Origin of the sequence: Burkholderia sp. JPY481 (assembly GCF_038900515.1) — a bacterium.
Classification (GTDB): Bacteria; Pseudomonadota; Gammaproteobacteria; order Burkholderiales; family Burkholderiaceae; genus Paraburkholderia; species Paraburkholderia youngii.
Genome location: NZ_JAYMRT010000017.1, coordinates 22,640 through 45,391, shown reverse-complemented (window position 1 = coordinate 45,391; position 22,752 = coordinate 22,640). Strand labels below are relative to the sequence as shown.

Below are 22,752 nucleotides of genomic sequence, written 5' to 3'. Positions count from 1 at the left end.
AACCATTTTCCCGAATGACCGGTATAAGCAGCGGCGTAGCCCGGCAGATTGGCGTCGTGCGCGGGGCATCGCTAGAATGCTGCGGCGTTGTTCCGTTCTTGTTTTCCACCGTCTACGGTCACTGAAATCATGGCTACGCGTTCCTCGCGTTCTTCCTCCGCAGAATCCGCTCCGACCGAACCCCCCGCGAGCGGCGACGCCTCGCCGAGCGTCGAAGAGCGCATTTACGCGTCGATTACCTCGGCCCTGCTGCAGGGGCGTTTGCGGCCCGGTGCGCAACTGGTCGAGCGCGATCTCGCGGCCGCGTTCGGCTGCACGCGCGGCGCGCTGCGCAAAGTGCTGGCGCGGCTAGGCTTCGAAGGCAAGCTCGTGCTCGAAGCGAATCGCGGCGCGTTCGTGCCGTCGCCGTCGGAGGAGGACATTCGTCAGGTGTATCGGGCGCGGCAGATCGTCGAGGCGGGCATCGTCGCATCGCTGTGCGGGGCGCTGAGCGGCGCGCATAAGCGGCGCTTGCGCGCGCATGTGCGTAGCGAGGAAAAGGCGCTGCGCGCGGGCGCCATCGATGAATCCGTGCGCCTGGCCGGCCAGTTTCACGTACTGCTGACGGAGCTGGCGGGCGGCACCGAGTTGCTTGGACTGGTCGGGCAACTGGTCGCGAAGACGGAGCTGTACAAGGCGCTGTTCGACCCGTCGAAAGGTTCGAGCTGTTCCGCCGATGAGCACGCGCGGATCATCGACGCGCTCGATGCCGGCGACCTGCAAACCGCGTTGACGGCGATGCGCGAGCATCTGTCCGAGCTGGAGGAGCGGGTGGTCGAGCAGGTGCGCAAAAGCGCGGATGGGGAGGATTTGGGGGCGGTGTTCGGAGTGTAGCGAGACGCGCTGCGACGTGCGTGGTCGCCGAAGCGGCGCGCCGCCAGATTTCAGTCAAGACGCCGCGCGTTCGTTCAGGCAGGACGCGGAGTCGGAAGGTATAACGCGAGTCTGTAGGGCCTCGCGCTGACTCTTGATGCTCGGGCGGGCTGCCCGCGTCACCTGCATGGCATCGCAGGTACGCTGGGCGGCGCCGTCACCACTGCTTATCTACGCCGCGCACCCTGCGACGCCGGCCGTGGCGCGCCGCCGCCGCTCGGGCGTTCGTCCTTGTGGCGGAAATTGATCCGTCCCTTGGTCAGGTCGTAGACCGACATTTCGAGCGTCACGCGATCGCCCGCGAGAATACGGATATGGTTCTTGCGCATGCGTCCGGACGCATAAGCGCCGACCACGACGCCGTTGTCGAGCGTCACGCGATAGCGGCTATCGGGAAGCACTTCGTCGACGATACCGTCAAGTTCAATCAGTTCTTCTTTCGCCATGCATCACTCCTGGTCGATGGGATAAAGGGGAAATCGGCCGCGGGCATTGCGAGCGGCGCGACTGTGGATTCGTTGGAAAAGCAGCGGCGCCCGCAAGCACGCTGCGCGACATGAGTGACGCGCCGATGACGCCGCTCAAAGATCGGTGACCGACTGACCGCTCACCTGGCCGTCGATCAGCCGTTCCGCATGCGCCATGCACGCGATGCGCGCCTTGCCCATGCCGTCGAACGGAAACAGATACTGCAGACGGAACACCCGGCCGTCGGCCGCCGGATTGGCGCCGACGCGGCAGATCCGCACCGACGCGTCGTAACCGGCGCCAGGATTGCGGATCGCTTGCGCGCCCGCCGCGCGGCGCGGATAGACGAGCGGGTGAATTTCGTAACCCTTGTAGGTCCTGACTGCTGAATTCATGAAAACGTGTCCTGTATTGCGTGGTCCGCGCGCCGCGTGCGGGGCGCTGCTTGCGGCAACGTCTCCTCGAGGCGTCGTGACGCGGACCGGCGGCGCAGCACCAATGGGCGCGCCGCGATGAAAATGGTTGGCACAGGCCTGCTAGACCCGGCGGGCTCAATGACAATGGCTCGAGCGGTCGCGCGAAAACGCGGATTCGACCGAAAACGCTGAAGCGGCGCGCCGATTCGTGCGCCGGGCGCATGATGCTGAACCGCTCGGTGTACTTCTCGCGGCGGCGAATGCGGACGTCGCATTGCCGGAGTGACGGGATCGCCGATAAGGGGCGGTCGAACTGTCGGGGGTGGTGCGGCGATGCCGGGTTGAGACTGCCTGGTGCTGCCAGTGCTATATGGGTGCGAGGTGCAACTATTGCAATATGATGCCTGAAATAGGCCTGATTGGATAGTGCAAACTTCAGCACACGGCCGGACCGCCCGCCTGACGGGGCTTCGCGGGCGTCAGCGCGACGTCTCGGCGACGCGCTTCTGCAATTCGCGCGCGGCTGCCAGCGGCAAGCGCGCATCGTTCCAGCTGGCCAGCCATTCGACTTCCTTCGCCGTGAAGACCTGACCATAGTTGCGCAGTGCGTACTGCAGCGAATCGATGATGTGATTACGAATGATCTCAGGCGTACGCGTGTCGTCGAGCACGGCGCGAAGCGCTTCGAGTGTGGCCATCGGTTGGCTCCGGACGGTTGGATGTCGGTGGATCAGTGTTTATCGCACGAAAAAAATGCGCTCGCGAGATCGACAAAATTGCCGTCTGGCGTCGATTCGCGGCGCCCGCGCGAGGCCGCTACAATGGCGGCTTCCTGAATGGCGGACCGAGCATGCGCGCCGAAGCCTGCTGCTGGCATCTGGCAACTGGCATCCGCGATCGCGCGCCGCCTCCCTCGAACCTCGCGTTTTTTCCATGCGCAACCCGAACGTGTCTCCTGTCAAAGACCTGCTGTTGAAGCGCTACGCGCCGATCGCCGACGGCATCGCCGCGCTGCTCTATCCGTGCGCCGAAGTGGTAATTCACGATCTGCGCGATCAGACCATCGCGTATCTGGCGAACAATCTGTCGCGGCTCGAGGTGGGCGCGCCGTCGGTGCTCGACGACGCGCACTTCGCGGCGCGCGGCCAGACCATCGGTCCCTACGAGAAACTGAACTGGGACGGCCGCCGCATGCGCTGCGTGAGCAACATCCTGCTCGACGACGATGGCCGGCCCGCCGGCATCCTGTGCGTGAACTTCAATATCGCGGTGTTCGAGGATGTGCGCTCGACGCTCGATCTGTTCATCAAGGGCGGCACGATGACGGACGCGCCCGGCGACGATCTGTTCCGCGACGACTGGCAGGACCGCATCAACACGTATCTGCACACGTGGTTGCGCGACCGGCAGATCGGCATCAATGCGCTGACGCGCGAGCACAAGCGTGAAATCGTCGAAGCGCTGCACGCGCAGGGCGCGTTTCGCGGCCGCAGTTCGGCGAACTACGTCGCTGCGGTGCTAACGATGGGTCGCGCGACCGTCTACAAGATCCTGAAGCAGATGAAAGAGGGCGGCTGAGCTCAGGCGCGCCGTGCTTGAAAATGCTTCGATGACGCCCAAAATAAGGACATACGCGATGCGCTACCGACACTACAAAGGCGGCATTTAGGAGCTGGTCTGCGAGGCCACGCTCGAATCGGATCCGACGGTCACGATGATCGTCTACAAGGCGGCCAATGGTACGATCTGGACCCGTCCAGCGACGGTGTTTTTCGAGCTGGTCGAGCAGGACGGCGTCAAGGTGCGGCGCTTCGCGCCGCTCGATGAGTTCAACAACGAAGCAGATGCGTCCCGCTCGGACTAACGCATGCTGCCTTAACGACAGGAACAGGAAAACCGAATGCGTCTTTTGCTTGCCATCATTCTGCCGTGGTTGCAGTTTTTCACGATCGGCCGTCCGTTTGCGGGCATCATCTGCCTGATTCTGCAAATCACGGTGATCGGCTGGGTGCCGGCGGCCATCTGGTCGGTGTATGCGCTGAGCCAGTACAACACGGACAAGAAAATCGCCCGCGCGATGGGCAACGGGCGGTAACACGCGGCGTCTGAAGCCGTCGGCGAGTGTGGGCGCGTCGCGCTCACGCTCGCGCCATCATTCACCTCACCGGTATCACGACCGCATCTGGAACTTCGATCACCACGTCGGTTTCCGCGATCGCCACGCACGGCAGGATATAACCGTCCGCCTTTTCCTCACGGCTCACACCGGGCCATTCGATCGAATAGCGCACACGCCCCGACGTCATCCGGCACAAGCATGTGCGGCACGTGCCATTGCGGCACGAACGCGGCAAACGCAGATTTGCGAATGCGGCGGCTTCGAGAATCGTCAGCGAATCGGGCGCTTCGAAGCTCTGGCCGAGCGGTTCGACGCGGACTACAGGCGGGCGGGTGGGGGCGGACATCGTGCGGGTCGGTTACCAGGTGCGCGACACTTTACACGGGATCGGACGCCGCTTGATGCCGCGCTGCAACATAGGCAAATCAGTCGCATCTTCAAGAAAAAATCGGGGAAATCTTGCACCTCGCCCGAACTCGTCTAAAGTGAATCAATTCACCTCCGCGTGGCGCGAACTGACTATGCCGCCTTGAGGTGACGGCCCGCGTCGACTGCATGGGACAAGGAGGAACTAGCGGCTGACGCGATAGCAAACAATCGGCGCGCGCATTACCCGAGCGCATCGCGTGCGCACTCTTCCAGGTGACTCCCATGCAGATCCAATTTCCGAACGAAGCCCCTGAATATTCAGGTCGCGAACTTACTTTGGCGTTTCCGGCAATGGTCGATGGGCAGAGGGTGGAGTGCATGATCACCGCGGAAGCGCTCGAGGATCACTTCGGCGCCGCGTCCCCCCGGCAGGAAGACATGATCGTTGCGTTCGACACGCACCGGCCGCGCATCGAGGCCGCCACGCGCCGGCTGTTGTCGGAAACGCGCGCGCAGTGTCTGGTGCTCAGAAGCGGCTACGTGCGTTTTTACGAGGCGAACTGGCGTAACTGACTGCACGCAGCCGGCCGCATCGCTTTCAAATGATCCGCCGCAGCGCCCGATCCTTGAACACCACATGGTGCGCGATCGCCGCGAGCGCATGCAGGCCGATCACCCAGTAGAACACGTTGCCAAGCCACTCGTGTGCGTCCTTCAACAGCGGCCGCGCGATCGAATCCGCTCGCACCAGCGTGAAGCTGATGTCCGTCCAGGCGAGCGACACCGGCCGCCCGCCCGCGTTGACCATCAGAATGCCGAGCAGCGGCTGCGCGAAGATGAACACATAGAGCGCGAGGTGCGCGGCGCGCGCGACAAAAGCGAGCAGCTGGTTGTTTTCGAGTTCGTCCGGCGCGCCAGCCCACAGTCTCCATAGCAGCCGGAGCACGGCCAGCACGAGCACCAGCGTGCCCGCCCAGAAATGCACGCCGGTCCAGAACTCGCGGCCCTCGGAGCCGCGCGGTCCGCGGATTTCGATGGCCAGATAGGCCAGCGCCACCAGCAGAAAAATCATCCAGTGGAAGAAAATCGCGGGCCTCGTGTAGCGGTCCGTCGTGCGGTTATATGAGGACATGGCGGCTCCTGGGGCGGCGACCCGTGTCGCTGCGACCCGGGCGATCGTCGTTCGAAAGATCGGATGATAAACGGTCCCTGAACCCGACGACACATTCGCCCCCGGCCCCGCAACATCCTCACTCGCTGCCGAGATAGAAATATCGGAACAGGAAAATCGCCGCGATGATCCATACGACCAGCTTCACCTGGCGCGCCTGGCCCGTCAGCAGCTTGAGCGCCGCGTACGAAATGAAGCCGAACGCGACGCCGTTCGCGATCGAGTAGGTGAACGGCATCAGCAGCGCGGTCAGCGCGGCCGGCACCACTTCGGTCGCGTCGTCCCACGGCAGGTCGACCAGTTCGCGCAGCATCAGGCACGACACATACAGCAGCGCGGGCGCGGTCGCATACGGCGGCACCACTTCGGCGAGCGGCGCGAAAAACAGCGCCGCGACGAACAACAGGGCGACCGTGATCGCGGTCGCGCCGGTACGGCCGCCGGCCTGCACGCCCGACGCGCTTTCGATATACGCGGTCGTCGACGACGTGCCGAGCATCGAGCCAGCCAGAATCGAGGTGCTGTCGGCGAGCAGCGCGCGATTCAGCCGATGCATCTTGCCTTCGACGAGCAGCCCCGCGCGGTTCGCGACACCCATCAGCGTGCCGGTCGCATCGAACAGCTCGACGAGGAAGAACACCAGTACGACGTTCAGAATCCCGCTCGACAGCGCGGTGCGGATATCGAGCTTGAACAGCGTCGGTGCGATCGACGGCGGCATCGACAAGACGCCGTGAAACTGGTTGCCGCCAAAGAAAAAGCTCAGGATCGTCACGCCGACGATACCGATCAGGATCGCCCCGCGCACGCGCAGATGATCGAGCGTGACGATGCCGAAGAAGCCGATCGCCGCGAGCACGACGTGCGCGTCATGCAGATTGCCGAGCGTGACGAGCGTGGCCGGATTGCCGACCACGATGCCCGCCGACTTCAGCGAAATGATCGCGAGAAAGAGGCCGATACCGCCGGTGATCGCGATCCGGATCGAATGCGGGATGCCCTTGACGATCACCTCGCGCACGCGGAACAGCGTGACGATCAGGAACAGGCAGCCGGAGATGAACACCGCGCCGAGCGCGGCCTCCCACGTGTAGCCCATGCCCTTGACGACCGTGTACGCGAAGTACGCGTTCAGGCCCATGCCGGGCGCGAGCGCGATCGGGTAGTTCGCGTAAAGCCCCATGATCAGCGACGCGAGCGCGGACACGATGCAGGTCGCGACGAACACCGCGCTCTTCGGCATGCCGGCGTCGCCGAGAATCGCCGGGTTCACGAAGATGATGTAGGCCATCGTCAGGAAGGTGGTCACGCCGGCTAGCACTTCGGTGCGCAGGTTGGTGTCGACGGCGTCGAAGCCGAAGTAGCGTTTGATCGAGTCCATGGGGCGGGTTTCTCTTTCGTCGTTCGGAAAGTGTTTTTGTGATTGAGGCAGTCTCCGCGCGGCCCCGGCAAAACAGGCCGCGCGGCGGTGTTACGGCGGAATTGTAAACACCAACGGCGGCGCCCCCTCGCTTGCGGCTGCCCCGGCAGGCCTGCCGGGCCCGTCAGGCGGGCGGTTTGCCGGGCGACTGTGACGCCGGCACATCACCGCGCGGCGCATGACGCGCGAGCCAGCGATCGAGTTCGCCAGCAAACGTCTTGCCATCCCGCGCGCTGAAGGCGGACGGACCGCCCGTGTCGACGCCGCTCGCGCGCAACTGGTCGAGCATCGAGCGCATGCGCAGCCGTTCTTCGATCGTGCCGGGCGTGAACCAGTTGCCGCGCGGATCGAGCGCGTGGGCATTTTTTGCCAGCACGGCGGCGGCGAGCGGGATGTCGCCGGTGATCACGAGGTCGCCCGCGACGACCCGCTCGACGATCAGCTGATCGGCGGCGTCGAAGCCGGCCGGCACCTGGATCGCGCGGATCAGCGGCGACGGCGGCACGCGCAGGAACGCGTTGGCGACCAGCGTCAGCGGCATGCCGGTGCGGCGCGCCGCGCGATAAAGCATGTCCTTGACGACGGCCGGGCAGGCGTCGGCATCGACCCAGATTGGCATGGTGCGGGTTCCGGCTAGGTGCGGCTGGTTTGCGGCGTGGGGGGTGGAAGGACGGGATGATACCTTGCCGCGACGCAAAGGGCTTCCCTGCCGCCCGCGGCGGGCGGCATTCAGGCTGCGGGTGCGGCAGCGACTGCTTTTACTGCACTGTCGTCGGTTCGAGGCCTTGCCGTTCGGCGCGGCGTTGCGCGACGATCCGGCCGGCTTCCTGCGCGTTCTCCGGATAGTTGACCCAGTCGTTCGGATCGTAGCCGGCGGCAAGCCATTCGATGAGTTCGGCGCGGACCTGGGCGCGCGTTTTCGGCGCCGACGGGTCGTTGGGCTGCATCACCGTTTGCGCGTAGACGGTGCTGATACTTACGGCGGCCAACAGCGTGCCGAGTCCAATGCGGGAGAACAGATTCATGGCGGGCTCCTGCGGAGCGGAAAAACAGCCGGGCCTGGTCATTTTTCGGTGCGCGCCGGGTAAAGCAGTAGAAAGCGGCGCACCATTTCTGCCGGCGGATCGAACCCGCCGCGAGCCGAGTTCCCCACGGAGCGCAAGCAACGCGGAAGCGGGCGGGTTTGGCTAAAACTTCAAAATTTCGGCGCTAGTCGATGCCAAATGGGCGTCCTGACAAGATCTCGTCCTATCACGCCGAGGGCTTGCCGAACCGTTCCATCACCGCGCTCACCAGGTCGATCGGCAGCGGAAACACGATCGTCGAGTTCTTGTCGGCGGCAATCGTCGTCAGCGTCTGCAGATAGCGCAGCTGCATCGCCTGGGGTTGGCGCGCGAGCGTCTGCGCCGCTTCGAGCAGCTGCCGCGACGCCTGCAACTCGCCTTCCGCGTGAATCACCTTCGCGCGCCGTTCGCGCTCGGCCTCAGCCTGACGCGCGATCGCGCGGATCATCGTTTCGTTGATATCGACGTGCTTGATCTCGACGATCGACACCTTGATGCCCCACGCATCGGTTTGCGCGTCGAGCACCTTCTGGATGTCGGTGTTCAGCTGTTCGCGCTCGGACAGCAGCTGGTCGAGGTCGTGCTTGCCGAGCACCGCGCGCAGCGTCGTTTGCGACAGCTGGCTGGTCGCCTCGAAGTAGCGCGCGACCTGGATCACCGCCTTCTCCGGATCGACGACGCGGAAATACACGACCGCGTTGACCTTCACCGACACGTTGTCGCGCGTGATGACGTCCTGCGTCGGCACGTCGAACACGACGGTGCGCAGATCCATGCGCACCGCCTGCTGCACGATCGGAATGATCAGCACCAGCCCGGGCCCTTTGACCTTCCAGAAGCGGCCGAGCATGAACACGACGCCGCGTTCGTACTCGCGAAAAATCCGCACCGACGACGCGATCAGCACGGCCACCAGCAGGATCAGGATGCTGCCGAAGCCGAATGTGAAGCCGATCATGAGGGTTCTCCTTGTCCTTGTATTGGGGCGGCTGGCTTGACGGGCACCACGGTCAGCGTGAGGCCGTTGCGCGCCGTGACGCGTACGCTCTGCCCCGGCGCGGCCGGCGTCGTGCTCGACACGCGCCAGCGCTCGCCGTGCACGCGCGCCCAGCCGCCAAGCGGGCCGCTGGCCGAGTGTTCGGGTTCGGGCAGCAAGCCGCCGTCCAGCACCACGCCGACGCAGCCGATCAGCGCCTCCGAGCCTGTCACGACCGGCCGGCGCCGCGCGCGCAGCGCGAGCCGCGACACGCCGAGCACGAACGCGACGCTGAACACGACGACCGCGGCGATCAGCGGCAGCGGGATGCCGTAGCCGGGCACGTCGGTATCCATCAGCATCATGGCGCCGACCACGAACGCGACCACGCCGCCGAAACCGAGCGAGCCGAAGGTCGGCAGGAACGCTTCACCGATCAGAAAGGCGATGCCGAGAAAGATCAGCCCGAGGCCGACATAGCTGACGGGCAGCATCTGCATCGCGAACAGACCGAGCAGCAGGCTGATCGCGCCGACCACGCCGGGCAGCACGAAGCCCGGATTGGCGAATTCGAAGAACAGGCCGTACATGCCGAGCATCAGCAGAATCAGCGCGACGCTCGGATCGGTGATCACGGCGAGGAAGCGGCTGCGCCAGTCGGGTTCGAGCGTGATCAGCGGCGCATGCGCGGTCTGCAGCGTGACGCTGCCGGCGCTCGTGACGACTGTGCGGCCGTTCAGCTGGCGCAGCAGGTCGGGCACGTCGCGCGCGACGATATCGACGACATGCTGCGCGAGCGCCTCTTCATCGGACAGGCTGACCGCTTCGCGGACCGCGCGCTCGGCCCAGTCGGCGTTGCGCCCGCGCATCTGCGCGAGGCCGCGGATGTAGGCGGCGGCATCGTGGACCTGCTTGCGCAGTTCGGTCGATTGGGTGTCGAGCGGCAGCGCGCTGGCGGCTTCGGATGACGCGCCGGGCGACCCAGGCGCCGACGCGGACGCGGGCCCGGACGCGCCGCCCGGCAGCGTGCGCATGTCCGGCAGTCCCGGCGTGCCTGGGGTGCCCTGCGTTCCCGGTGTTCCGGGTGTTCCGGGTGTTCCTGGTGTGCCCGGCATTCCCGGCGGGCCGCCGGCGGGCGGCTCGTTACCGCCGATGCCCATCTGGATCGGCGTCGCGGCGCCGAGGTTGGTGCCCGGCGCCATCGCGGCGATATGGCTCGCATAGACGATGTAGGTGCCGGCGCTGGCGGCGCGCGCGCCGCTCGGCGCGATGAAGGTCGCGACCGGCACCGGCGACGCGAGGATCGCCTTGATGATCTGCCGCATCGACGTATCGAGGCCGCCGGGGGTATCGAGTTGCAGCACTGCGAGCTGCGCGTGCTGACTGGCCGCGCGCTGCAAGCCCCGCACGATGAAATCGGCGCTGGCCGGCCCGATTGCGCCGTTCACCGGAATCACCTCGACACTGTCGGCGGTTGCGGCGGCAACGTTGGCCACGCGCGCCGCATTGGCCGCTTGCAGCGGCGCCAGCGCTCCGCACGTCGCGAAGCCGAACGCGCAAAGCACGCCGAGCACGGCGATGCCGCGCATCAAACGGCCCGCGATGCCGCCGTGGATAAGCGGCGTGCGCGGACCGGACTGCCGGAGCGGGAGACGCGGAGTCGTGTTCATCGCTGACGGCCGTCGCGCCAGCCGGTGCGAACCGGCGGCGCGGGCCCATACCTCGATCAAGGCTGGCCGGTTGCCGCTTAAAGCTTAGTCCGATTCGGCGCGACGCGTGAGATCGAGCCCCGCGGCCCGGGCCGGCCGATAGTCGGTCGGGCGCATGCCGGTCCATTTGCGGAACGCGCGATGAAACGCGCTCGGCTCGGCGAAGCCGACGGCGTTCGCGATATCGGCGATCGTGCGCTGCGTTAGTTGCAGTTCGGCAATCGCGATGTCGCGCCGCAGCGCGTCCTTGATCGACTGATACGTGTGGCCCTCCTGCTTCAGATGCCGCCGCATCGTCGCCTCGGCAACGTGCAGTCGCGCGGCCATCTGATCGGCCGCGGGCCAGCCGGACATCGGCAGCGCGCGCAGCGCCTTGCGCACGCGCGCGGCGAGCGAACCCGGATTGCGGTACTTGACGATGAAGCTGCCCGGCGCATCGCGCAGAAACGGGCGCGCCGAGCGCGAAGTCTGAATCACTGGCAGTTCCAGAAACGCGGGATCGAGATCGACGTACGATTCGGGCTCGTCGAAATACATGTCTTCGCAGAACATCAGCCGGTATTCGTGCGCGGCCGGAGGCGCGGTGCAGCGAAAGCGCGCTTCGAGCAACGGAATGCGCCGGCCGACGAGCCAGCAGACAAGCCCGTACACGAGAATGAAATACGTCGCGTAAGCGAACATCGCCGGCTTGCGCTTGCCCGCGCGTTCGACGAACTTCAGGCGCACGCGCTCGGCGTCGGTGTCGATCGTCGCGCCGAGGTCGTCGAGCACCAGCCGCATGAAGCCGACCGCGCGCGCGAGCGCCTGCGCGCCGTTGCGCGCGCCGAGCGCCATCTGCGTCATCGCGATGAAGCTGCCGCTTTTCATCGGATGCGAGTCCTGGCCGAAGAACTCGTCGTCGAGCGCGCGCGCGATGCCGGCCCACAGCGCGCCGTATTGCGCCGACGACACGCGGCTTTTCGGCGACGCGAGCATCGGCGCGGCAATGCCGGCTGCTTCGGCGAACGCTTCAGCATCGAGCCCGCGCGCCGTCGCGAGCGCGAGCGTTTCCTCGACGAGACTGACGGAGATCGTGCCTTTGTCGCTTTTCATCGGAATTCGGTTTTTCTGGCAAAAGCGCTCAGCATCGGTTGGCTCGTGGTTCGCGAAGCCCCTGAAATGACGAGGCCCGATGCACGCGCATGGTAGCAGTATGGCAAAAGCGCTCAGCAAATGTGAGCGCAGCGAGCATCGAGTGGCGCGAGCCGCTTGCCTACACTTGCCGCATCACCGAGATCGCCAGCACGGCCGTCAGCACCCACGAGGACGCAGTCATGGACAGCTTCTACACCGACGAACAACGGATGATCCGCGACGCCGCGCGCGACTTCGCGACCGACTGTCTCGCGCCGCACGCGGCGCAATGGGATCGCGACGCGCAGTTGCCGGCCGAGGTCGTCGCGCAGATGGGCGAGCTCGGTTTTCTGGGCATGATGGTGCCGGCCGAGTGGGGCGGCTCCTACACCGACTACGTCGCGTACGCGCTCGCGCTCGAAGAGATCGCGGCGGGCTGCGCCGCCTGCGCGACGCTGATGAGTGTGCACAACTCGGTCGGCTGCGCGCCGATCCTGAACTTCGGCAGCGCCGCGCAGAAGGACCGCTATCTGCGCGACCTTGCCACTGGCTGCACGATCGGCGCGTTCTGCCTGACCGAGCCGCAGGCAGGCTCCGAGGCGAACAATCTGCGCACCCGCGCGCAGCTGCACGACGGGCAGTGGGTTCTGAACGGCAGCAAGCAGTTCGTGACCAACGGCGCGCGCGCCGGGCTCGCAATCGTGTTTGCGGTCACCGATCCCGAGCGCGGCAAGCGCGGCCTGTCGGCCTTCATCGTACCGACCGCGACGCCGGGCTTCGAGGTCGGCCGGCCGGAACACAAGCTCGGCATTCGCGCGTCCGACACCTGTCCGATCTCGCTCGATCACTGCGCGGTGCCCGAGGCCAATCTGCTCGGCGAACCGGGCGAGGGTCTGCGCATTGCGCTGTCGAATCTCGAAGGCGGGCGCATCGGCATCGCCGCGCAGGCGGTCGGCATCGCCCGAGCCGCGTTCGATGCCGCGCGCCGCTATGCGAGCGAGCGTGAACAGTTCGGCAAGCCGCTGAAGGACCATCAGACCATCGCCAACATGCTCGCCGACATGGCGACGCGGCTGAACGCCGCGCGCCTGCTCGTGCATCACGCGGCGCGGCTGCGCTCGGCGGGGCGGCCGTGTCTGTCGGAGGCGTCGCAGGCGAAGCTGTTCGCGTCGGAGCTGGCCGAGCAGATCTGCTCGAACGCGATCCAGATTCATGGCGGCTACGGCTATCTGGAGGACTATGCGGTGGAGCGTCACTATCGCGATGCACGCATCACGCAGATTTACGAAGGGACGAGCGAAGTGCAGCGGATGGTGATCGCGCGCCATGTTTGAGGGCGGCGTTTGAGCGCACAATAGCCTGGCTGCGAATGCTTCGTTGAGCGTCGCGGCGGCAAAAACCAGAGGCAAAAAAACCGAGCGCGCCCTGCGCCGAACAGGAGACGACGATGACAGCAGCGAAAGCCTTTCTCGAAGCGCGCGATCTGCTAGTGCGCCATCGCACCGACTACGAGCGCGCGTACCGCGAATTCACCTGGCCGGCGCTCGACGAGTTCAATTGGGCGCTCGACTACTTCGACGCGATCGCGCGCAACAACGACAACCCCGCGCTGTGGATCGTCGACGATCCTTCCAGCGACGGCCTGCGCCTGTCGTACGCGCAGATGTCGGAGCGCTCGTCGCGGATGGCGAACTTTCTGCGCGGCGCGGGCGTCGGTCGAGGCGACCGTGTGCTGCTGATGCTGCCGAACCGCGTCGAGCTATGGGACGTGATGCTCGCCGCGATGAAGCTCGGCGCGATCGTGCTGCCCGCCACCACGCAGCTATCGGCCGACGACGTGCGCGACCGCGTGCAGATCGGCGGCGCGAAGTTCGCCGTGGTCGACAGCGCGGAGCTGGGCAAATTCGATGCGCTCGAAGTGCCGCTCACGCGCTTCTCGGTCGGCGCCCCGCGCGACGGCTGGATCGATGTCGCCGCCGCGTACGAGGCGGCGCCGGATCTCACGCCGGACGGCGTCACCCACGCCAGCGATCCGATGCTGCTGTACTTCACGTCCGGCACCACGTCGAAGCCGAAGCTCGTCGAGCATACACATCAGAGCTATCCGGTCGGGCATCTGTCGACGATGTACTGGATCGGCCTGCAACCCGGCGACATCCATTGGAACATCAGCTCGCCGGGCTGGGCCAAGCACGCATGGAGCTGCTTCTTCGCGCCGTGGAACGCGCAGGCCTGCGTGTTCGTGTTCAATGTCCCGCGCTTCGTGCCCAAAGACACACTCGCCGCGCTCGTGCGCTTCAACGTGACCACGCTGTGCGCGCCGCCGACCGTCTGGCGCATGCTCGTGCAGGAGCCGCTCGGCGACTATCCGGTGAAGCTGCGCGAGATCGTCGGCGCGGGCGAGCCGCTGAATCCGGAGGTCATCGAGCGCGTCAAGCACGCGTGGGACATCACGATCCGCGACGGCTACGGTCAGACCGAGACGACCTGCCAGATCGGCAATTCGCCGGGCCAGCCGGTCGTGGCCGGCTCGATGGGGCGTCCGCTGCCCGGCTACCGCGTCGAACTGCTCGATGCCGACGACCAACCCGTGACCGAAGGCGAAATCGCGCTGCCGCTCGCCGAACGGCCGCTCGGCCTGATGACCGGTTACGCGAACAATGCTAACGCGACCGCCCAGGCGATGCGCAACGGCTTCTATCGCACGTCGGATGTCGCGCTGCGTCGCGACGACGGCTACTACGTGTACGTCGGCCGCTCGGACGATGTGTTCAAGTCGTCCGACTATCGCCTGAGTCCGTTCGAACTCGAAAGCGTGCTGATCGAACACGAGGCGATCGGCGAGGCGGCCGTCGTGCCGAGCGCGGACGCGTTGCGCCTGTCGGTGCCGAAGGCGTTCGTCACCGTGCGTCAGGGCTATGAAGCCGGTCCCGAACTCGCGCGCGCGGTGTTCGCGTTCTCGCGCGAAAAACTCGCACCGTACAAGCGGATTCGTCGTCTGCAATTCAGCGAACTGCCGAAGACGATCTCCGGCAAGATCCGCCGCGTCGAGTTGCGGCGCCGCGAAATGGAGCGCACGGCCGAGCCCGCGCGTCTGCCCGACGAGTACTGGGAGGAGGATTTTCCCGACTTGCGTTGACTGCCTTTATTCCTCGCTATTGCTGGTTTTCCCGCACCGGTTTGAATCGCACGTGTTGAATTCGAGCTTCGGATTCGACGCGTCGGGGCACCGTTTTTTCTTCCCTATCGCTGTCCGGCCGCCGCGCGGCCATCGCACAGGAGTTTCAGCATGAGCACCCTTGCTTCGAACGAGACCAGCCGCGACGTTGCCGGCGCCGTGGCCACCGTCAAACTGCTGATCAACGGCGAGTTCGTCGAATCGAAGACGACCGAGTGGCGCGACGTCGTGAACCCGGCCACCCAGGCGGTCCTCGCCCGCGTGCCGTTCGCGACCGTCGCGGAAGTCGACGCGGCGGTGCGCAGCGCGCACGCCGCGTTCAAAACGTGGAAGGACACGCCGATCGGCGCGCGCATGCGCATCATGCTGAAGTACCAGGCGCTGATTCGCGAGCATATGCCGCGCATCGCGAAGACGCTGTCGGCCGAGCAGGGCAAGACGATTCCCGATGCCGAGGGCGACATCTTTCGCGGCCTGGAAGTCGTCGAGCACGCGTGTTCGATCGGCACCTTGCAGCAGGGTGAATTCGCCGAGAACGTCGCTGGTGGCGTGGACACCTACACGCTGCGTCAGCCGCTCGGCGTGTGCGCCGGCATCACGCCGTTCAATTTCCCCGCGATGATCCCGCTGTGGATGTTCCCGATGGCGCTCGTGTGCGGCAACACCTTCGTGCTGAAGCCATCCGAGCAGGACCCGCTGTCGACGATGCAGCTCGTCGAACTCGCGCTCGAAGCCGGCGTGCCGAAGGGCGTGCTGAACGTCGTGCACGGCGGCAAGGAAGTGGTCGATGCGCTGTGCACGCATGAGCTGGTAAAGGCGATTTCGTTCGTGGGCTCGACGGCGGTCGGCACGCACGTCTATCGCCTCGGCAGCGAACACGGCAAGCGCGTGCAAGCGATGATGGGCGCGAAGAACCACGCGGTCGTGCTGCCCGACGCGAATCGCGAACAGACGCTCAACGCGCTCGCGGGCGCCGCGTTCGGCGCGGCCGGGCAGCGCTGCATGGCGACTTCGGTGGCGGTGCTGGTCGGCGCCGCGCGCGAGTGGCTGCCCGAGCTGGTTGCGAAGGCGAAGACGCTGAAGGTCAATGCGGGTCACGAGCCGGGCACCGATGTCGGGCCGGTCGTCTCGCGCGCGGCGAAAGAGCGCATTCTCGGATTGATCGACGCCGGCGTGAAGGAGGGCGCGACACTCGCGCTCGACGGCCGCGACGTGAGCGTGCGGGGCTATGAGCAGGGCAACTTCATCGGCCCGACGGTATTCAGCGACGTCACGACCGACATGGAAATCTACCGCACCGAAATCTTCGGACCGGTGCTTGCGGTCGTCAACGTCGCGACGCTCGACGATGCGATCGCGCTCGTCAACGCGAACCCGTTCGGCAATGGCGTGGGCCTCTTTACGCAAAGCGGCGCGGCGGCGCGCAAGTTCCAGAGCGAGATCGATATCGGCCAGGTCGGCATCAACATTCCGATTCCGGTGCCGGTGCCGTTTTTCAGCTTCACCGGTTCGCGCGGCTCGAAACTCGGCGATCTCGGTCCGTACGGCAAGCAGGTCGTGCAGTTCTACACGCAGACGAAGACGGTCACCGCGCGCTGGTTCGACGACGACACCGTTAACGACGGCGTCAACACGACGATCCGCCTGCGTTGAACGCATTGAACGCATTGAACGCACATACGGAGACGACACCATGAAAATAGCCTTTATCGGACTCGGCAACATGGGCGCGCCGATGGCGCTGAACCTGCTGAAGGCGGGCCAGGCGCTCAACGTGTTCGACCTCAGCGCGCAGGCCGTGCGCATGCTCGTCGACGCGGGCGCGCAAGCGGCCGGCTCGCCGAAGGCGGCCGCGAGCGACGTCGAATGCGTGATCACGATGCTGCCCGCCGCGGCTCACGTGCGCAGCGTGCTCGTCGCGGACGACGGCATCCTCGCCGGCATCGCGCCGGGCGTGCCGATCATCGATTCGAGCACCATCGATCCCGCCAGCGTGAAGGCGTTTGCCGAACTCGCCGCGGCACATGGCAACAGCTTCGTCGATGCGCCGGTCTCGGGTGGCACCGGCGGCGCGGCCGCGGGGACGCTGACCTTCATGGTCGGCGGCAGCGCGAGCGCATACGAGCAGGTGAAACCCGTTCTGCTGGCGATGGGAAAAAACATCGTCCATTGCGGCGATACCGGCACCGGCCAGGTCGCGAAGATCTGCAACAACCTCGTGCTCGGCATCTCGATGGCGGGCGTCGCGGAGGCGATGTCGCTCGGCGAGGCGCTCGGTATCGACACGAAGGTGCTCGGCAGCATCATCAACACGTCGACCGGGCGTTGCTGGAGTTCGGACACGTATAACCCGATGCCGGGCGTGATCGAAACCGCGCCTTCGTCGCGCGGCTATACCGGCGGCTTCGGCACCGACCTGATGCTGAAGGACCTCGGCCTCGCCACCGATGCCGCGCGCGGCGTGCGTCAACCGGTCTATCTCGGCGCGCTCGCGCAGCAGCTTTATCAAACGATGAGCACGAACGGCGCGGGACGTCTGGACTTTTCGGCGGTGATCAAGCTGTATCGCTCGCGAGAGCGCGGCGGTGACGGCCAGGGAGGCGCGCAATGATCGAGCTCGATCACGCGCACGACGGCGCCGTTGCGTTGATCACGTTGAAACGGCCGCCCGCGAACGCCTTCACGCCCGACGGCCTGCTGCAATTGCAGCGCACCGTCGAGCAGTTGAACGCCGATGCGCGCGTGCGCGCGCTGGTGATCACCGGCGACGGCCCGAAGTTCTTCAGCGCGGGCGCCGATCTGAACACGTTCGCCGACGGCGATCGGGAAGTCGCGCGCACCGCGGCGGCGCGCTTCGGCGCGGCGTTCGAAACGCTGCAGAATGCGCGGCCTGTCGTGATCGCGGCGCTCAACGGCTTCGCGATGGGCGGCGGTCTCGAATGCGCGCTCGCGTGCGATATCCGCATCGCCGAGCAGCATGCGGTGCTGGCGCTGCCCGAGACCGCGGTCGGCCTGCTGCCTTGCGGCTGCGGCACGCAGACGCTGCCGTGGCTCGTCGGTGAAGGCTGGGCCAAGCGGATGATTCTGACCGGCGAGCGCGTCGATGCGGCGAGCGCGCTGCGCATCGGTCTGGTCGAAGAAGTGGTGGAGCGCGGCGCCGCGCGTGAAGCCGCGCTGAAGATGGCGCAGCGCGTCACCGGTTTGAGCCCCCAGGCGGTCAGCTTCAGCAAGGAGCTGATCCATCAGGCGCGGCATGGCGTGCCGCGCGCCGCCGCGCTCGCGCTCGAACGCGAGCGTTTCGTCGATCTGTTCGATGGCGCGGATCAGCGCGAGGGCGTCAACGCGTTCCTCGAAAAACGCGCGCCGCGCTGGCAGACGAGCCATGCACCACGGGAGACGCAGCGATGAGCACATTGCAAAGCGTTGTGGTCGAAACGCGCGACGCGTCGAATTCGCAGGCCGAAGCGGACGTGCTGTTTCGCATCGTCAACCGCGTGGCGATCATCACGCTGAACCGGCCTGCCGCGCTCAACGCACTGTCGCACGCGATGGTGCGCGAGCTCGCAGTGCTGGTCGAGCATTGCCGCACCGATGCCGGGATCGTCGCGCTGGTGCTGAAGGGCGCTGGCGACAAGGGCTTTTGCGCGGGCGGCGACGTGCGCGAGGTGCATCGGCTCGCAACTCAGGGCGATCCGCGCTGGCTCGCGTTCTTCGTCGACGAATACCGGCTCGACTACGCGTTGCATATGTTTCCGAAGCCGGTGGTCGCACTGCTCGACGGCATCGCGATGGGCGGCGGCATGGGCCTCGGCCAGGCGGCGCGGCTGCGCATCGTGACCGAGCGCAGCCGCATCGCGATGCCGGAAACACGCATCGGCTTCGTTCCCGATGTCGGCGCAAGCCATTTTCTGAGCGTGATGCCGGCCGAGCTTGCGCTGTATGTCGGGCTGACCGGCGCGACGCTAGCGGGCGCCGACGCGATGCGCCTGCAACTGGCCGACCTGTGCGTGCCGGCCGACTGGCTGGCGAGCTTCGAGGAGCGGTTGCAGCGCATGCCGCACGACACGTCGGACACCGGGCGTATCGACGCGCTGCGCGCCGTATTCGAGCCGCCGTGCAATATCGTGCCGCACGCGCCGCTCGGCGTGCTGACGCAACTGATACTGCGCCACTTCGACCGGCGCTCGGGCGTCGAGCGCATCGTCGCGACGCTGCGTCAGGATCTCGAACGCGAACCGCCGCGCGAGGTGCGGCAATGGCTGCAAGCGACCTTCGACGCACTGAGCGCCCATTCGCCGACGATGCTGCACGTGACGCGCGAAGCGCTGCTGCGCGGCCGGCAGATGACGCTCGCCGAATGCTTCCGGATGGAGCTCGGCATCGTGAAGCGCTCGATCAAGGAAGGCGATTTCCGCGAGGGCGTGCGCGCGCAACTGATCGACAAGGACCGCCGGCCGCGCTGGTCGCCGGCGACGCTCGCCGAGGTGCAACCCGAGCGCGTGCGGCATTTCCTGAGCTCGCCGTGGCAAGGCGACGCTCATCCGCTGGCGGGGCTGGGCGCGGATCATGGCGACTGACTTGTGCGGCATCGCGCATGCCGCATGGTGAGCGGCGAGCGGGGCCCGGCGTCCGCGCGCCAGCCTGGAGCGCCAGCGGCCTTAGCTCTGCCTGGCATCACGGCTCCGGACGTCCCACCCGTCAGCCGCCCGGCGCCGATTGTGGTCTGGCGCACACAGACCGCGCGCGCTAATTGACATCCACCTGGGCGCAATCTTAGATGGAGAGTTCAGCCCCGTCCCGACTGGCATAGCCTGCTCACAGCCCTCATCACGGGCGCTCTTCCGACCTACGGTGCGTTCAAACGTCACCGTTTCCGCATTCTCGTGCTCTTGATCGGATCAGGAGGCAATGCGTATGGAAAAGCCGTCAGATGAGAATCGCCGCTCCAAAAGCTTCGGCGACAAACCCGATTCCCGCGTCGAGCAGGGCCCCAGTGCAACAAAGCTCGTCCTCACTGCGCTAGGCGGCATGGTGGTGGTGGCGGGCAGCATCGTCTACTGGGTACTCACCTTTTCGCATCGCGTGCCGGGTGCGAATTGCTTTCCTCCCGGCATCGAGTGCTTTAACAAGGTCGTCGCGGTGATGAAGGAAGTCAGCGACGCGGAGCGCGCCACCAGCATAGGCGAGAGCTGGCTGCTCGCATTGCTGGTCACGGCCTTCACGTTCCTGGTTTTCTACGTGCACATTTGCCGTGGCGAGGAAGAGCGGGCTCGGACGATCGCGGAGCGTGAATTCGAAGAGCGCAAACGCATCGCGGAAGAGGAAGGGGAACCCGCGCCCGCAAGCATCTCCCGTTCGAAGGGGGGAATCGGCAGGCTGCGAAAGTGGTTCGTGTCGCGCTGGTGGATTCCCGTGTTCTGCTATTTCCCCGCGGTACTGCTGTTCGGCGGAGAAATATGGGAGGGCTATACCGATGCGGTCGTACTCGCGTTGGCGCTCGCCGCGATCTATGTGGCCGCCGAACACTATTCCGCGCTCGAGCAGCAGCGCAAGCTCGTCGATGAGCAGGAAGCGGTGCTCGAGACCATCCGCAAGGAACTCAGCGACAAGGTGGCCAGTATCGATAACGCGATGGGAACCCGCTACGGTCTTCGCGTGATTTACGACGCTTATCGCGACCCAAACCGCGACCAGTCCCGCGCGGATGAGAGAAAGCGTTCGCAGCCGGGTGGGGCGCATCAGGCCCAAGGCGGCGCGGCGAACGTTCACGAGTCGGAGAAAGGCATTTTCTCGATCTATCGTTTCTTCGATATCGACAAGCAATGGTGGGCGCGCGAGTCGTGGGACGAGTATTGCAACAGCCCTGCGGCGACGCTGTATCGGACCTTGAAGGAAGGCGCGCGCACGAAGATGACGCTGGTGACGCCGCTCGAATATCCCGAGTTCCACGACGAATCGATGCAGGACAAGGCACTCTTCTTCGGCAAGTTCATCGGCCTCGTATGGCATTACGTCGTGTTGTGGCACGTCCGGCGCGCGCTCGAGGGCGACTCGAAAGAGCTCGTGTGCGAACACAAGATCCGCATTGCGCAGACCTCGCTGTGGCTGCATGTGGTCGACCGGACCGTCTATCAGATTCTCGGCGACGATCGCGGCAGGGACGTCAAGGTGCGCAACCTGACGCATGACATGGATGAGATCTCGGTATCGCTCGCACGCTGGGCCAAGCGCGAAATTCAAACGCTGGCCGCGCGTGGCCCGACCGCCGAGGAGTACATCTGCACCTGCCTGACCGACGCCCATCAGGCCATACCCGCGGACGGCGCCGCCACCTTCGGACAGAACGAGGATCACATACTCGACAGACTCGGATTCAAGGAGTGGGCGAACGAGGGCGACGCGCCGTCGGGCATTCGCAAGAAAGTACTGGCGGCACGCTGCAAGGGCTTGATCCGGTATGCCGTGGCGATCATCGCCGCGTCCGAGCCGACGCAGACGGCGACGATCGACGGCCAACACGATCCGTCGATCAAAGAGATCGCAGCGGAGGTTGAATGATGAGTACTTCCATCGATGCGATGCTGGCCGACCTGGAGATCATCAGCGACCTGGTGATGTCCATCGTGGTGCCGACAAAAACCACGGACCGCTCGAATTTCACGACGCCGATTTCATTGATGGTCAGGCATCATCTGGTCGGCGGGCAGTCGCCGCTTGCCGATCGCGACGTGCGCGCTCTCGTCGACCGGCTCAAGGCCTGCGCCAGCGCGCTGTGCAAGGTCGGTTCGGGCAAGAAGCTGCTCGCCGACCCGCAGTTGATGCGGGGCATTCCGGCAGCGCCTTATCAGGCGAATCAGTTCTATGTCGAGTTGCTGACCGCGGTGTCGCTGGGTCTTTACTTCCTCGGCGTGCCGATCGGCGAGCCGTGGGATCTGGTGCAGACCTGGGCCGACGAAGAGGGCGGCGGACTGCCGAACGGCATCTGCGTGGCGAAGGCGATCGGCGATATCGTGCGCTCGTCGCGCAAGTGGCATCCTTCGTTGCCGGCGCAAGCCGATGCGAACGAGCGCGCCAAACGCCGGGCGTCGACGGATCTGATCGTCCATTCGTTCCTGCCGATGATCCTGTTTCGCGATCTGATCCTGTGGGGCGGCGGACAACCGGAACCGGAGAATTCAGGGCTGCCGGACCATCCGTCGATTCGCAGCCAGACGGCGATCGGACCCAGCGAAGGTGACGAGTCGGATGAAAGGTCTTTGCTCGTACCGTCGATCCATGCGTTGGGGCGCTGTTACGAAGTGTTTCAACTACAACTTTACCTGAGGGCCGGTTATCCGATTTACTATGCCGTGCCAGAGGACATTCTGAAAGCCGAAATCTTGCGGTCTTGCGCGAAGGGAAAATCCACCGCGGAGTGCTGGGAAGAAATGTGCACTTTTCTGCGGGACAAGATCTTCCGTGGCAAGCTGCCGGAGGCCGGCAATCTGCAGAAGCAGTGCGTCTATGTGATCGACCGGACCAAGCCTCCCGCGTGCTTCATCAATCACGATGCGGGGCTGCTGACCTTCGAGGGCATCGATCTCGATGTGGGCAGCCGGGAACTGCCGTTACCGGCGAGCTACATGCTCGACGAACGCAGGGAGCGCTACCGCAAGCGAGTGCTTTCGTTCAAGCCCGCGGATGACGATGCCGCGCTGCGGAACCTTTTGAATGGCGCAAAGAACAAGGAACTATTCCAGCATATCTTTCACGGCCCGAAAGGCGATCATCCTGAACCGGCTCAAGGCAAGGATGCCGCCAGCGACGCCGCGAAGGGCACCGTCACGGTCAAGTGACG

24 protein-coding genes are annotated in these 22,752 nt (G+C 65.5%); 13 read left to right on the top strand and 11 right to left on the bottom strand.

The genetic code is table 11. From position 1 onward, the window contains the following. Positions 1–129 precede the first annotated feature (129 nt). Entirely contained in the window at positions 130–873 is a 744-nt protein-coding gene (locus VSR82_RS30670; RefSeq protein ID WP_429455670.1) for a GntR family transcriptional regulator, read from the top strand. A gap of 206 nt (positions 874–1,079) precedes the next feature. Here the strand turns inward: VSR82_RS30670 and infA are convergent, their stop codons facing one another. The 3 genes from infA to VSR82_RS30655 form a co-directional block, all read right to left on the bottom strand. Then, complete coding sequence (gene infA / locus VSR82_RS30665) at positions 1,080–1,358, bottom strand: translation initiation factor IF-1 (RefSeq protein WP_008924062.1); 279 nt, start codon at positions 1,356–1,358, stop codon at positions 1,080–1,082. Between the two features lie 135 nt (positions 1,359–1,493). Then, positions 1,494–1,775, bottom strand: a complete 282-nt coding sequence (locus VSR82_RS30660) for a hypothetical protein (RefSeq protein WP_429455669.1) — start codon at positions 1,773–1,775, stop codon at positions 1,494–1,496. A 500-nt stretch (positions 1,776–2,275) separates the two neighbouring features. Continuing rightward, the gene (locus VSR82_RS30655) at positions 2,276–2,494 is read right to left on the bottom strand and encodes a hypothetical protein (protein ID WP_368581922.1); all 219 of its coding nucleotides are present in this window, start codon (positions 2,492–2,494) and stop codon (positions 2,276–2,278) included. A gap of 235 nt (positions 2,495–2,729) precedes the next feature. Here VSR82_RS30655 and VSR82_RS30650 point away from each other — a divergent pair, with 235 nt between their 5' ends. From VSR82_RS30650 to VSR82_RS30640, 3 genes are all read left to right on the top strand, one after another. Next, positions 2,730–3,374 carry a helix-turn-helix transcriptional regulator gene (locus VSR82_RS30650; RefSeq protein ID WP_429455668.1) on the top strand — a complete coding sequence of 215 codons (645 nt, stop codon included), beginning with the start codon at positions 2,730–2,732 and terminating at the stop codon, positions 3,372–3,374. Positions 3,375–3,468: 94 nt separating this feature from the next. Next, positions 3,469–3,660 carry a DUF1653 domain-containing protein gene (locus VSR82_RS30645; RefSeq protein WP_429457697.1) on the top strand — a complete coding sequence of 64 codons (192 nt, stop codon included), beginning with the start codon at positions 3,469–3,471 and terminating at the stop codon, positions 3,658–3,660. A gap of 36 nt (positions 3,661–3,696) precedes the next feature. Beyond that, on the top strand, positions 3,697–3,891 hold the full coding sequence (locus VSR82_RS30640; RefSeq protein ID WP_013092013.1) for a YqaE/Pmp3 family membrane protein: 195 nt from the start codon (positions 3,697–3,699) through the stop codon (positions 3,889–3,891). A gap of 61 nt (positions 3,892–3,952) precedes the next feature. Here VSR82_RS30640 and VSR82_RS30635 read toward each other — a convergent pair whose 3' ends face one another. Then, positions 3,953–4,261 carry a 2Fe-2S iron-sulfur cluster-binding protein gene (locus tag VSR82_RS30635; protein ID WP_410848319.1) on the bottom strand — a complete coding sequence of 103 codons (309 nt, stop codon included), beginning with the start codon at positions 4,259–4,261 and terminating at the stop codon, positions 3,953–3,955. 305 nt (positions 4,262–4,566) lie between these two features. On the opposite strand from VSR82_RS30635, the gene VSR82_RS30630 reads away from it, so the two are divergent. After that, positions 4,567–4,857, top strand: coding sequence for a DUF1488 family protein (locus tag VSR82_RS30630; RefSeq protein ID WP_013092011.1), 291 nt, complete (start codon positions 4,567–4,569; stop codon positions 4,855–4,857). Between the two features lie 25 nt (positions 4,858–4,882). Here the strand turns inward: VSR82_RS30630 and VSR82_RS30625 are convergent, their stop codons facing one another. The 7 genes from VSR82_RS30625 to VSR82_RS30595 all read right to left on the bottom strand — a co-directional run bounded on the left by VSR82_RS30625 (position 4,883) and on the right by VSR82_RS30595 (position 11,716). Beyond that, positions 4,883–5,416: a cytochrome b gene (locus VSR82_RS30625; protein ID WP_429455667.1), complete on the bottom strand. Its 534-nt coding sequence runs from the start codon at positions 5,414–5,416 to the stop codon at positions 4,883–4,885. A 118-nt stretch (positions 5,417–5,534) separates the two neighbouring features. Then, complete coding sequence (locus VSR82_RS30620; protein WP_429455666.1) at positions 5,535–6,836, bottom strand: NCS2 family permease; 1,302 nt, start codon at positions 6,834–6,836, stop codon at positions 5,535–5,537. A gap of 163 nt (positions 6,837–6,999) precedes the next feature. After that, complete coding sequence (locus VSR82_RS30615) at positions 7,000–7,494, bottom strand: YaiI/YqxD family protein (RefSeq protein WP_410848322.1); 495 nt, start codon at positions 7,492–7,494, stop codon at positions 7,000–7,002. A gap of 139 nt (positions 7,495–7,633) precedes the next feature. Further along, a complete protein-coding gene (locus VSR82_RS30610) occupies positions 7,634–7,900 on the bottom strand; it encodes a DUF4148 domain-containing protein (protein ID WP_368581928.1) in 267 nt (88 codons plus the stop codon). Between the two features lie 226 nt (positions 7,901–8,126). Then, the gene (locus VSR82_RS30605; RefSeq protein WP_368581929.1) at positions 8,127–8,897 is read right to left on the bottom strand and encodes a slipin family protein; all 771 of its coding nucleotides are present in this window, start codon (positions 8,895–8,897) and stop codon (positions 8,127–8,129) included. Then, a complete protein-coding gene (locus tag VSR82_RS30600; RefSeq protein WP_429455665.1) occupies positions 8,894–10,585 on the bottom strand; it encodes an NfeD family protein in 1,692 nt (563 codons plus the stop codon). Before VSR82_RS30600 ends, VSR82_RS30605 begins: the two co-directional genes overlap by 4 nt. A gap of 84 nt (positions 10,586–10,669) precedes the next feature. Beyond that, entirely contained in the window at positions 10,670–11,716 is a 1,047-nt protein-coding gene (locus VSR82_RS30595; protein ID WP_429455664.1) for an AraC family transcriptional regulator, read from the bottom strand. Positions 11,717–11,937: 221 nt separating this feature from the next. Between VSR82_RS30595 and VSR82_RS30590 the strand changes: the two genes are divergently transcribed. The 8 genes from VSR82_RS30590 (at position 11,938) to VSR82_RS30555 (ending at position 22,750) form a co-directional block, all read left to right on the top strand. Then, on the top strand, positions 11,938–13,071 hold the full coding sequence (locus tag VSR82_RS30590; protein ID WP_429455663.1) for an acyl-CoA dehydrogenase family protein: 1,134 nt from the start codon (positions 11,938–11,940) through the stop codon (positions 13,069–13,071). 113 nt (positions 13,072–13,184) lie between these two features. Then, a complete protein-coding gene (locus tag VSR82_RS30585; RefSeq protein ID WP_429455662.1) occupies positions 13,185–14,876 on the top strand; it encodes an AMP-binding protein in 1,692 nt (563 codons plus the stop codon). 150 nt (positions 14,877–15,026) lie between these two features. Next, positions 15,027–16,568 (top strand): CoA-acylating methylmalonate-semialdehyde dehydrogenase, encoded by a 1,542-nt coding sequence (locus VSR82_RS30580; RefSeq protein WP_498858304.1) that lies wholly within the window; start codon positions 15,027–15,029, stop codon positions 16,566–16,568. Positions 16,569–16,608: 40 nt separating this feature from the next. After that, on the top strand, positions 16,609–17,526 hold the full coding sequence (mmsB, locus tag VSR82_RS30575; protein ID WP_429455661.1) for a 3-hydroxyisobutyrate dehydrogenase: 918 nt from the start codon (positions 16,609–16,611) through the stop codon (positions 17,524–17,526). Continuing rightward, positions 17,523–18,323 carry an enoyl-CoA hydratase gene (locus tag VSR82_RS30570; RefSeq protein ID WP_429455660.1) on the top strand — a complete coding sequence of 267 codons (801 nt, stop codon included), beginning with the start codon at positions 17,523–17,525 and terminating at the stop codon, positions 18,321–18,323. The genes mmsB and VSR82_RS30570 overlap by 4 nt, the downstream gene beginning before the upstream one ends. Continuing rightward, positions 18,320–19,492, top strand: a complete 1,173-nt coding sequence (locus VSR82_RS30565; RefSeq protein ID WP_429455659.1) for an enoyl-CoA hydratase/isomerase family protein — start codon at positions 18,320–18,322, stop codon at positions 19,490–19,492. The genes VSR82_RS30570 and VSR82_RS30565 overlap by 4 nt, the downstream gene beginning before the upstream one ends. A 337-nt stretch (positions 19,493–19,829) precedes the next feature. After that, entirely contained in the window at positions 19,830–21,473 is a 1,644-nt protein-coding gene (locus VSR82_RS30560; RefSeq protein WP_429455658.1) for a hypothetical protein, read from the top strand. Further along, positions 21,473–22,750, top strand: coding sequence for a hypothetical protein (locus VSR82_RS30555; RefSeq protein ID WP_429455657.1), 1,278 nt, complete (start codon positions 21,473–21,475; stop codon positions 22,748–22,750). The genes VSR82_RS30560 and VSR82_RS30555 overlap by 1 nt, the downstream gene beginning before the upstream one ends. The last annotated feature ends 2 nt before the right edge of the window (positions 22,751–22,752 follow it).

Coding starts and splice junctions, on each gene's coding strand:
- VSR82_RS30625 (WP_429455667.1), bottom strand. CDS start 5,416: ATGTCCTCATATAACCGCACGACGGACCGCTACACGAGGCCCGCGATT.
- VSR82_RS30605 (WP_368581929.1), bottom strand. CDS start 8,897: ATGATCGGCTTCACATTCGGCTTCGGCAGCATCCTGATCCTGCTGGTG.
- VSR82_RS30585 (WP_429455662.1), top strand. CDS start 13,185: ATGACAGCAGCGAAAGCCTTTCTCGAAGCGCGCGATCTGCTAGTGCGC.
- VSR82_RS30565 (WP_429455659.1), top strand. CDS start 18,320: ATGAGCACATTGCAAAGCGTTGTGGTCGAAACGCGCGACGCGTCGAAT.
- VSR82_RS30555 (WP_429455657.1), top strand. CDS start 21,473: ATGAGTACTTCCATCGATGCGATGCTGGCCGACCTGGAGATCATCAGC.
- VSR82_RS30635 (WP_410848319.1), bottom strand. CDS start 4,261: ATGTCCGCCCCCACCCGCCCGCCTGTAGTCCGCGTCGAACCGCTCGGC.
- VSR82_RS30595 (WP_429455664.1), bottom strand. CDS start 11,716: ATGAAAAGCGACAAAGGCACGATCTCCGTCAGTCTCGTCGAGGAAACG.
- VSR82_RS30580 (WP_498858304.1), top strand. CDS start 15,027: ATGAGCACCCTTGCTTCGAACGAGACCAGCCGCGACGTTGCCGGCGCC.
- VSR82_RS30560 (WP_429455658.1), top strand. CDS start 19,830: ATGGAAAAGCCGTCAGATGAGAATCGCCGCTCCAAAAGCTTCGGCGAC.
- VSR82_RS30620 (WP_429455666.1), bottom strand. CDS start 6,836: ATGGACTCGATCAAACGCTACTTCGGCTTCGACGCCGTCGACACCAAC.
- VSR82_RS30590 (WP_429455663.1), top strand. CDS start 11,938: ATGGACAGCTTCTACACCGACGAACAACGGATGATCCGCGACGCCGCG.
- VSR82_RS30615 (WP_410848322.1), bottom strand. CDS start 7,494: ATGCCAATCTGGGTCGATGCCGACGCCTGCCCGGCCGTCGTCAAGGAC.
- VSR82_RS30655 (WP_368581922.1), bottom strand. CDS start 2,494: ATGGCCACACTCGAAGCGCTTCGCGCCGTGCTCGACGACACGCGTACG.
- VSR82_RS30640 (WP_013092013.1), top strand. CDS start 3,697: ATGCGTCTTTTGCTTGCCATCATTCTGCCGTGGTTGCAGTTTTTCACG.
- mmsB (WP_429455661.1), top strand. CDS start 16,609: ATGAAAATAGCCTTTATCGGACTCGGCAACATGGGCGCGCCGATGGCG.
- VSR82_RS30570 (WP_429455660.1), top strand. CDS start 17,523: ATGATCGAGCTCGATCACGCGCACGACGGCGCCGTTGCGTTGATCACG.
- VSR82_RS30610 (WP_368581928.1), bottom strand. CDS start 7,900: ATGAATCTGTTCTCCCGCATTGGACTCGGCACGCTGTTGGCCGCCGTA.
- VSR82_RS30650 (WP_429455668.1), top strand. CDS start 2,730: ATGCGCAACCCGAACGTGTCTCCTGTCAAAGACCTGCTGTTGAAGCGC.
- VSR82_RS30670 (WP_429455670.1), top strand. CDS start 130: ATGGCTACGCGTTCCTCGCGTTCTTCCTCCGCAGAATCCGCTCCGACC.
- VSR82_RS30630 (WP_013092011.1), top strand. CDS start 4,567: ATGCAGATCCAATTTCCGAACGAAGCCCCTGAATATTCAGGTCGCGAA.
- VSR82_RS30660 (WP_429455669.1), bottom strand. CDS start 1,775: ATGAATTCAGCAGTCAGGACCTACAAGGGTTACGAAATTCACCCGCTC.
- infA (WP_008924062.1), bottom strand. CDS start 1,358: ATGGCGAAAGAAGAACTGATTGAACTTGACGGTATCGTCGACGAAGTG.
- VSR82_RS30600 (WP_429455665.1), bottom strand. CDS start 10,585: ATGAACACGACTCCGCGTCTCCCGCTCCGGCAGTCCGGTCCGCGCACG.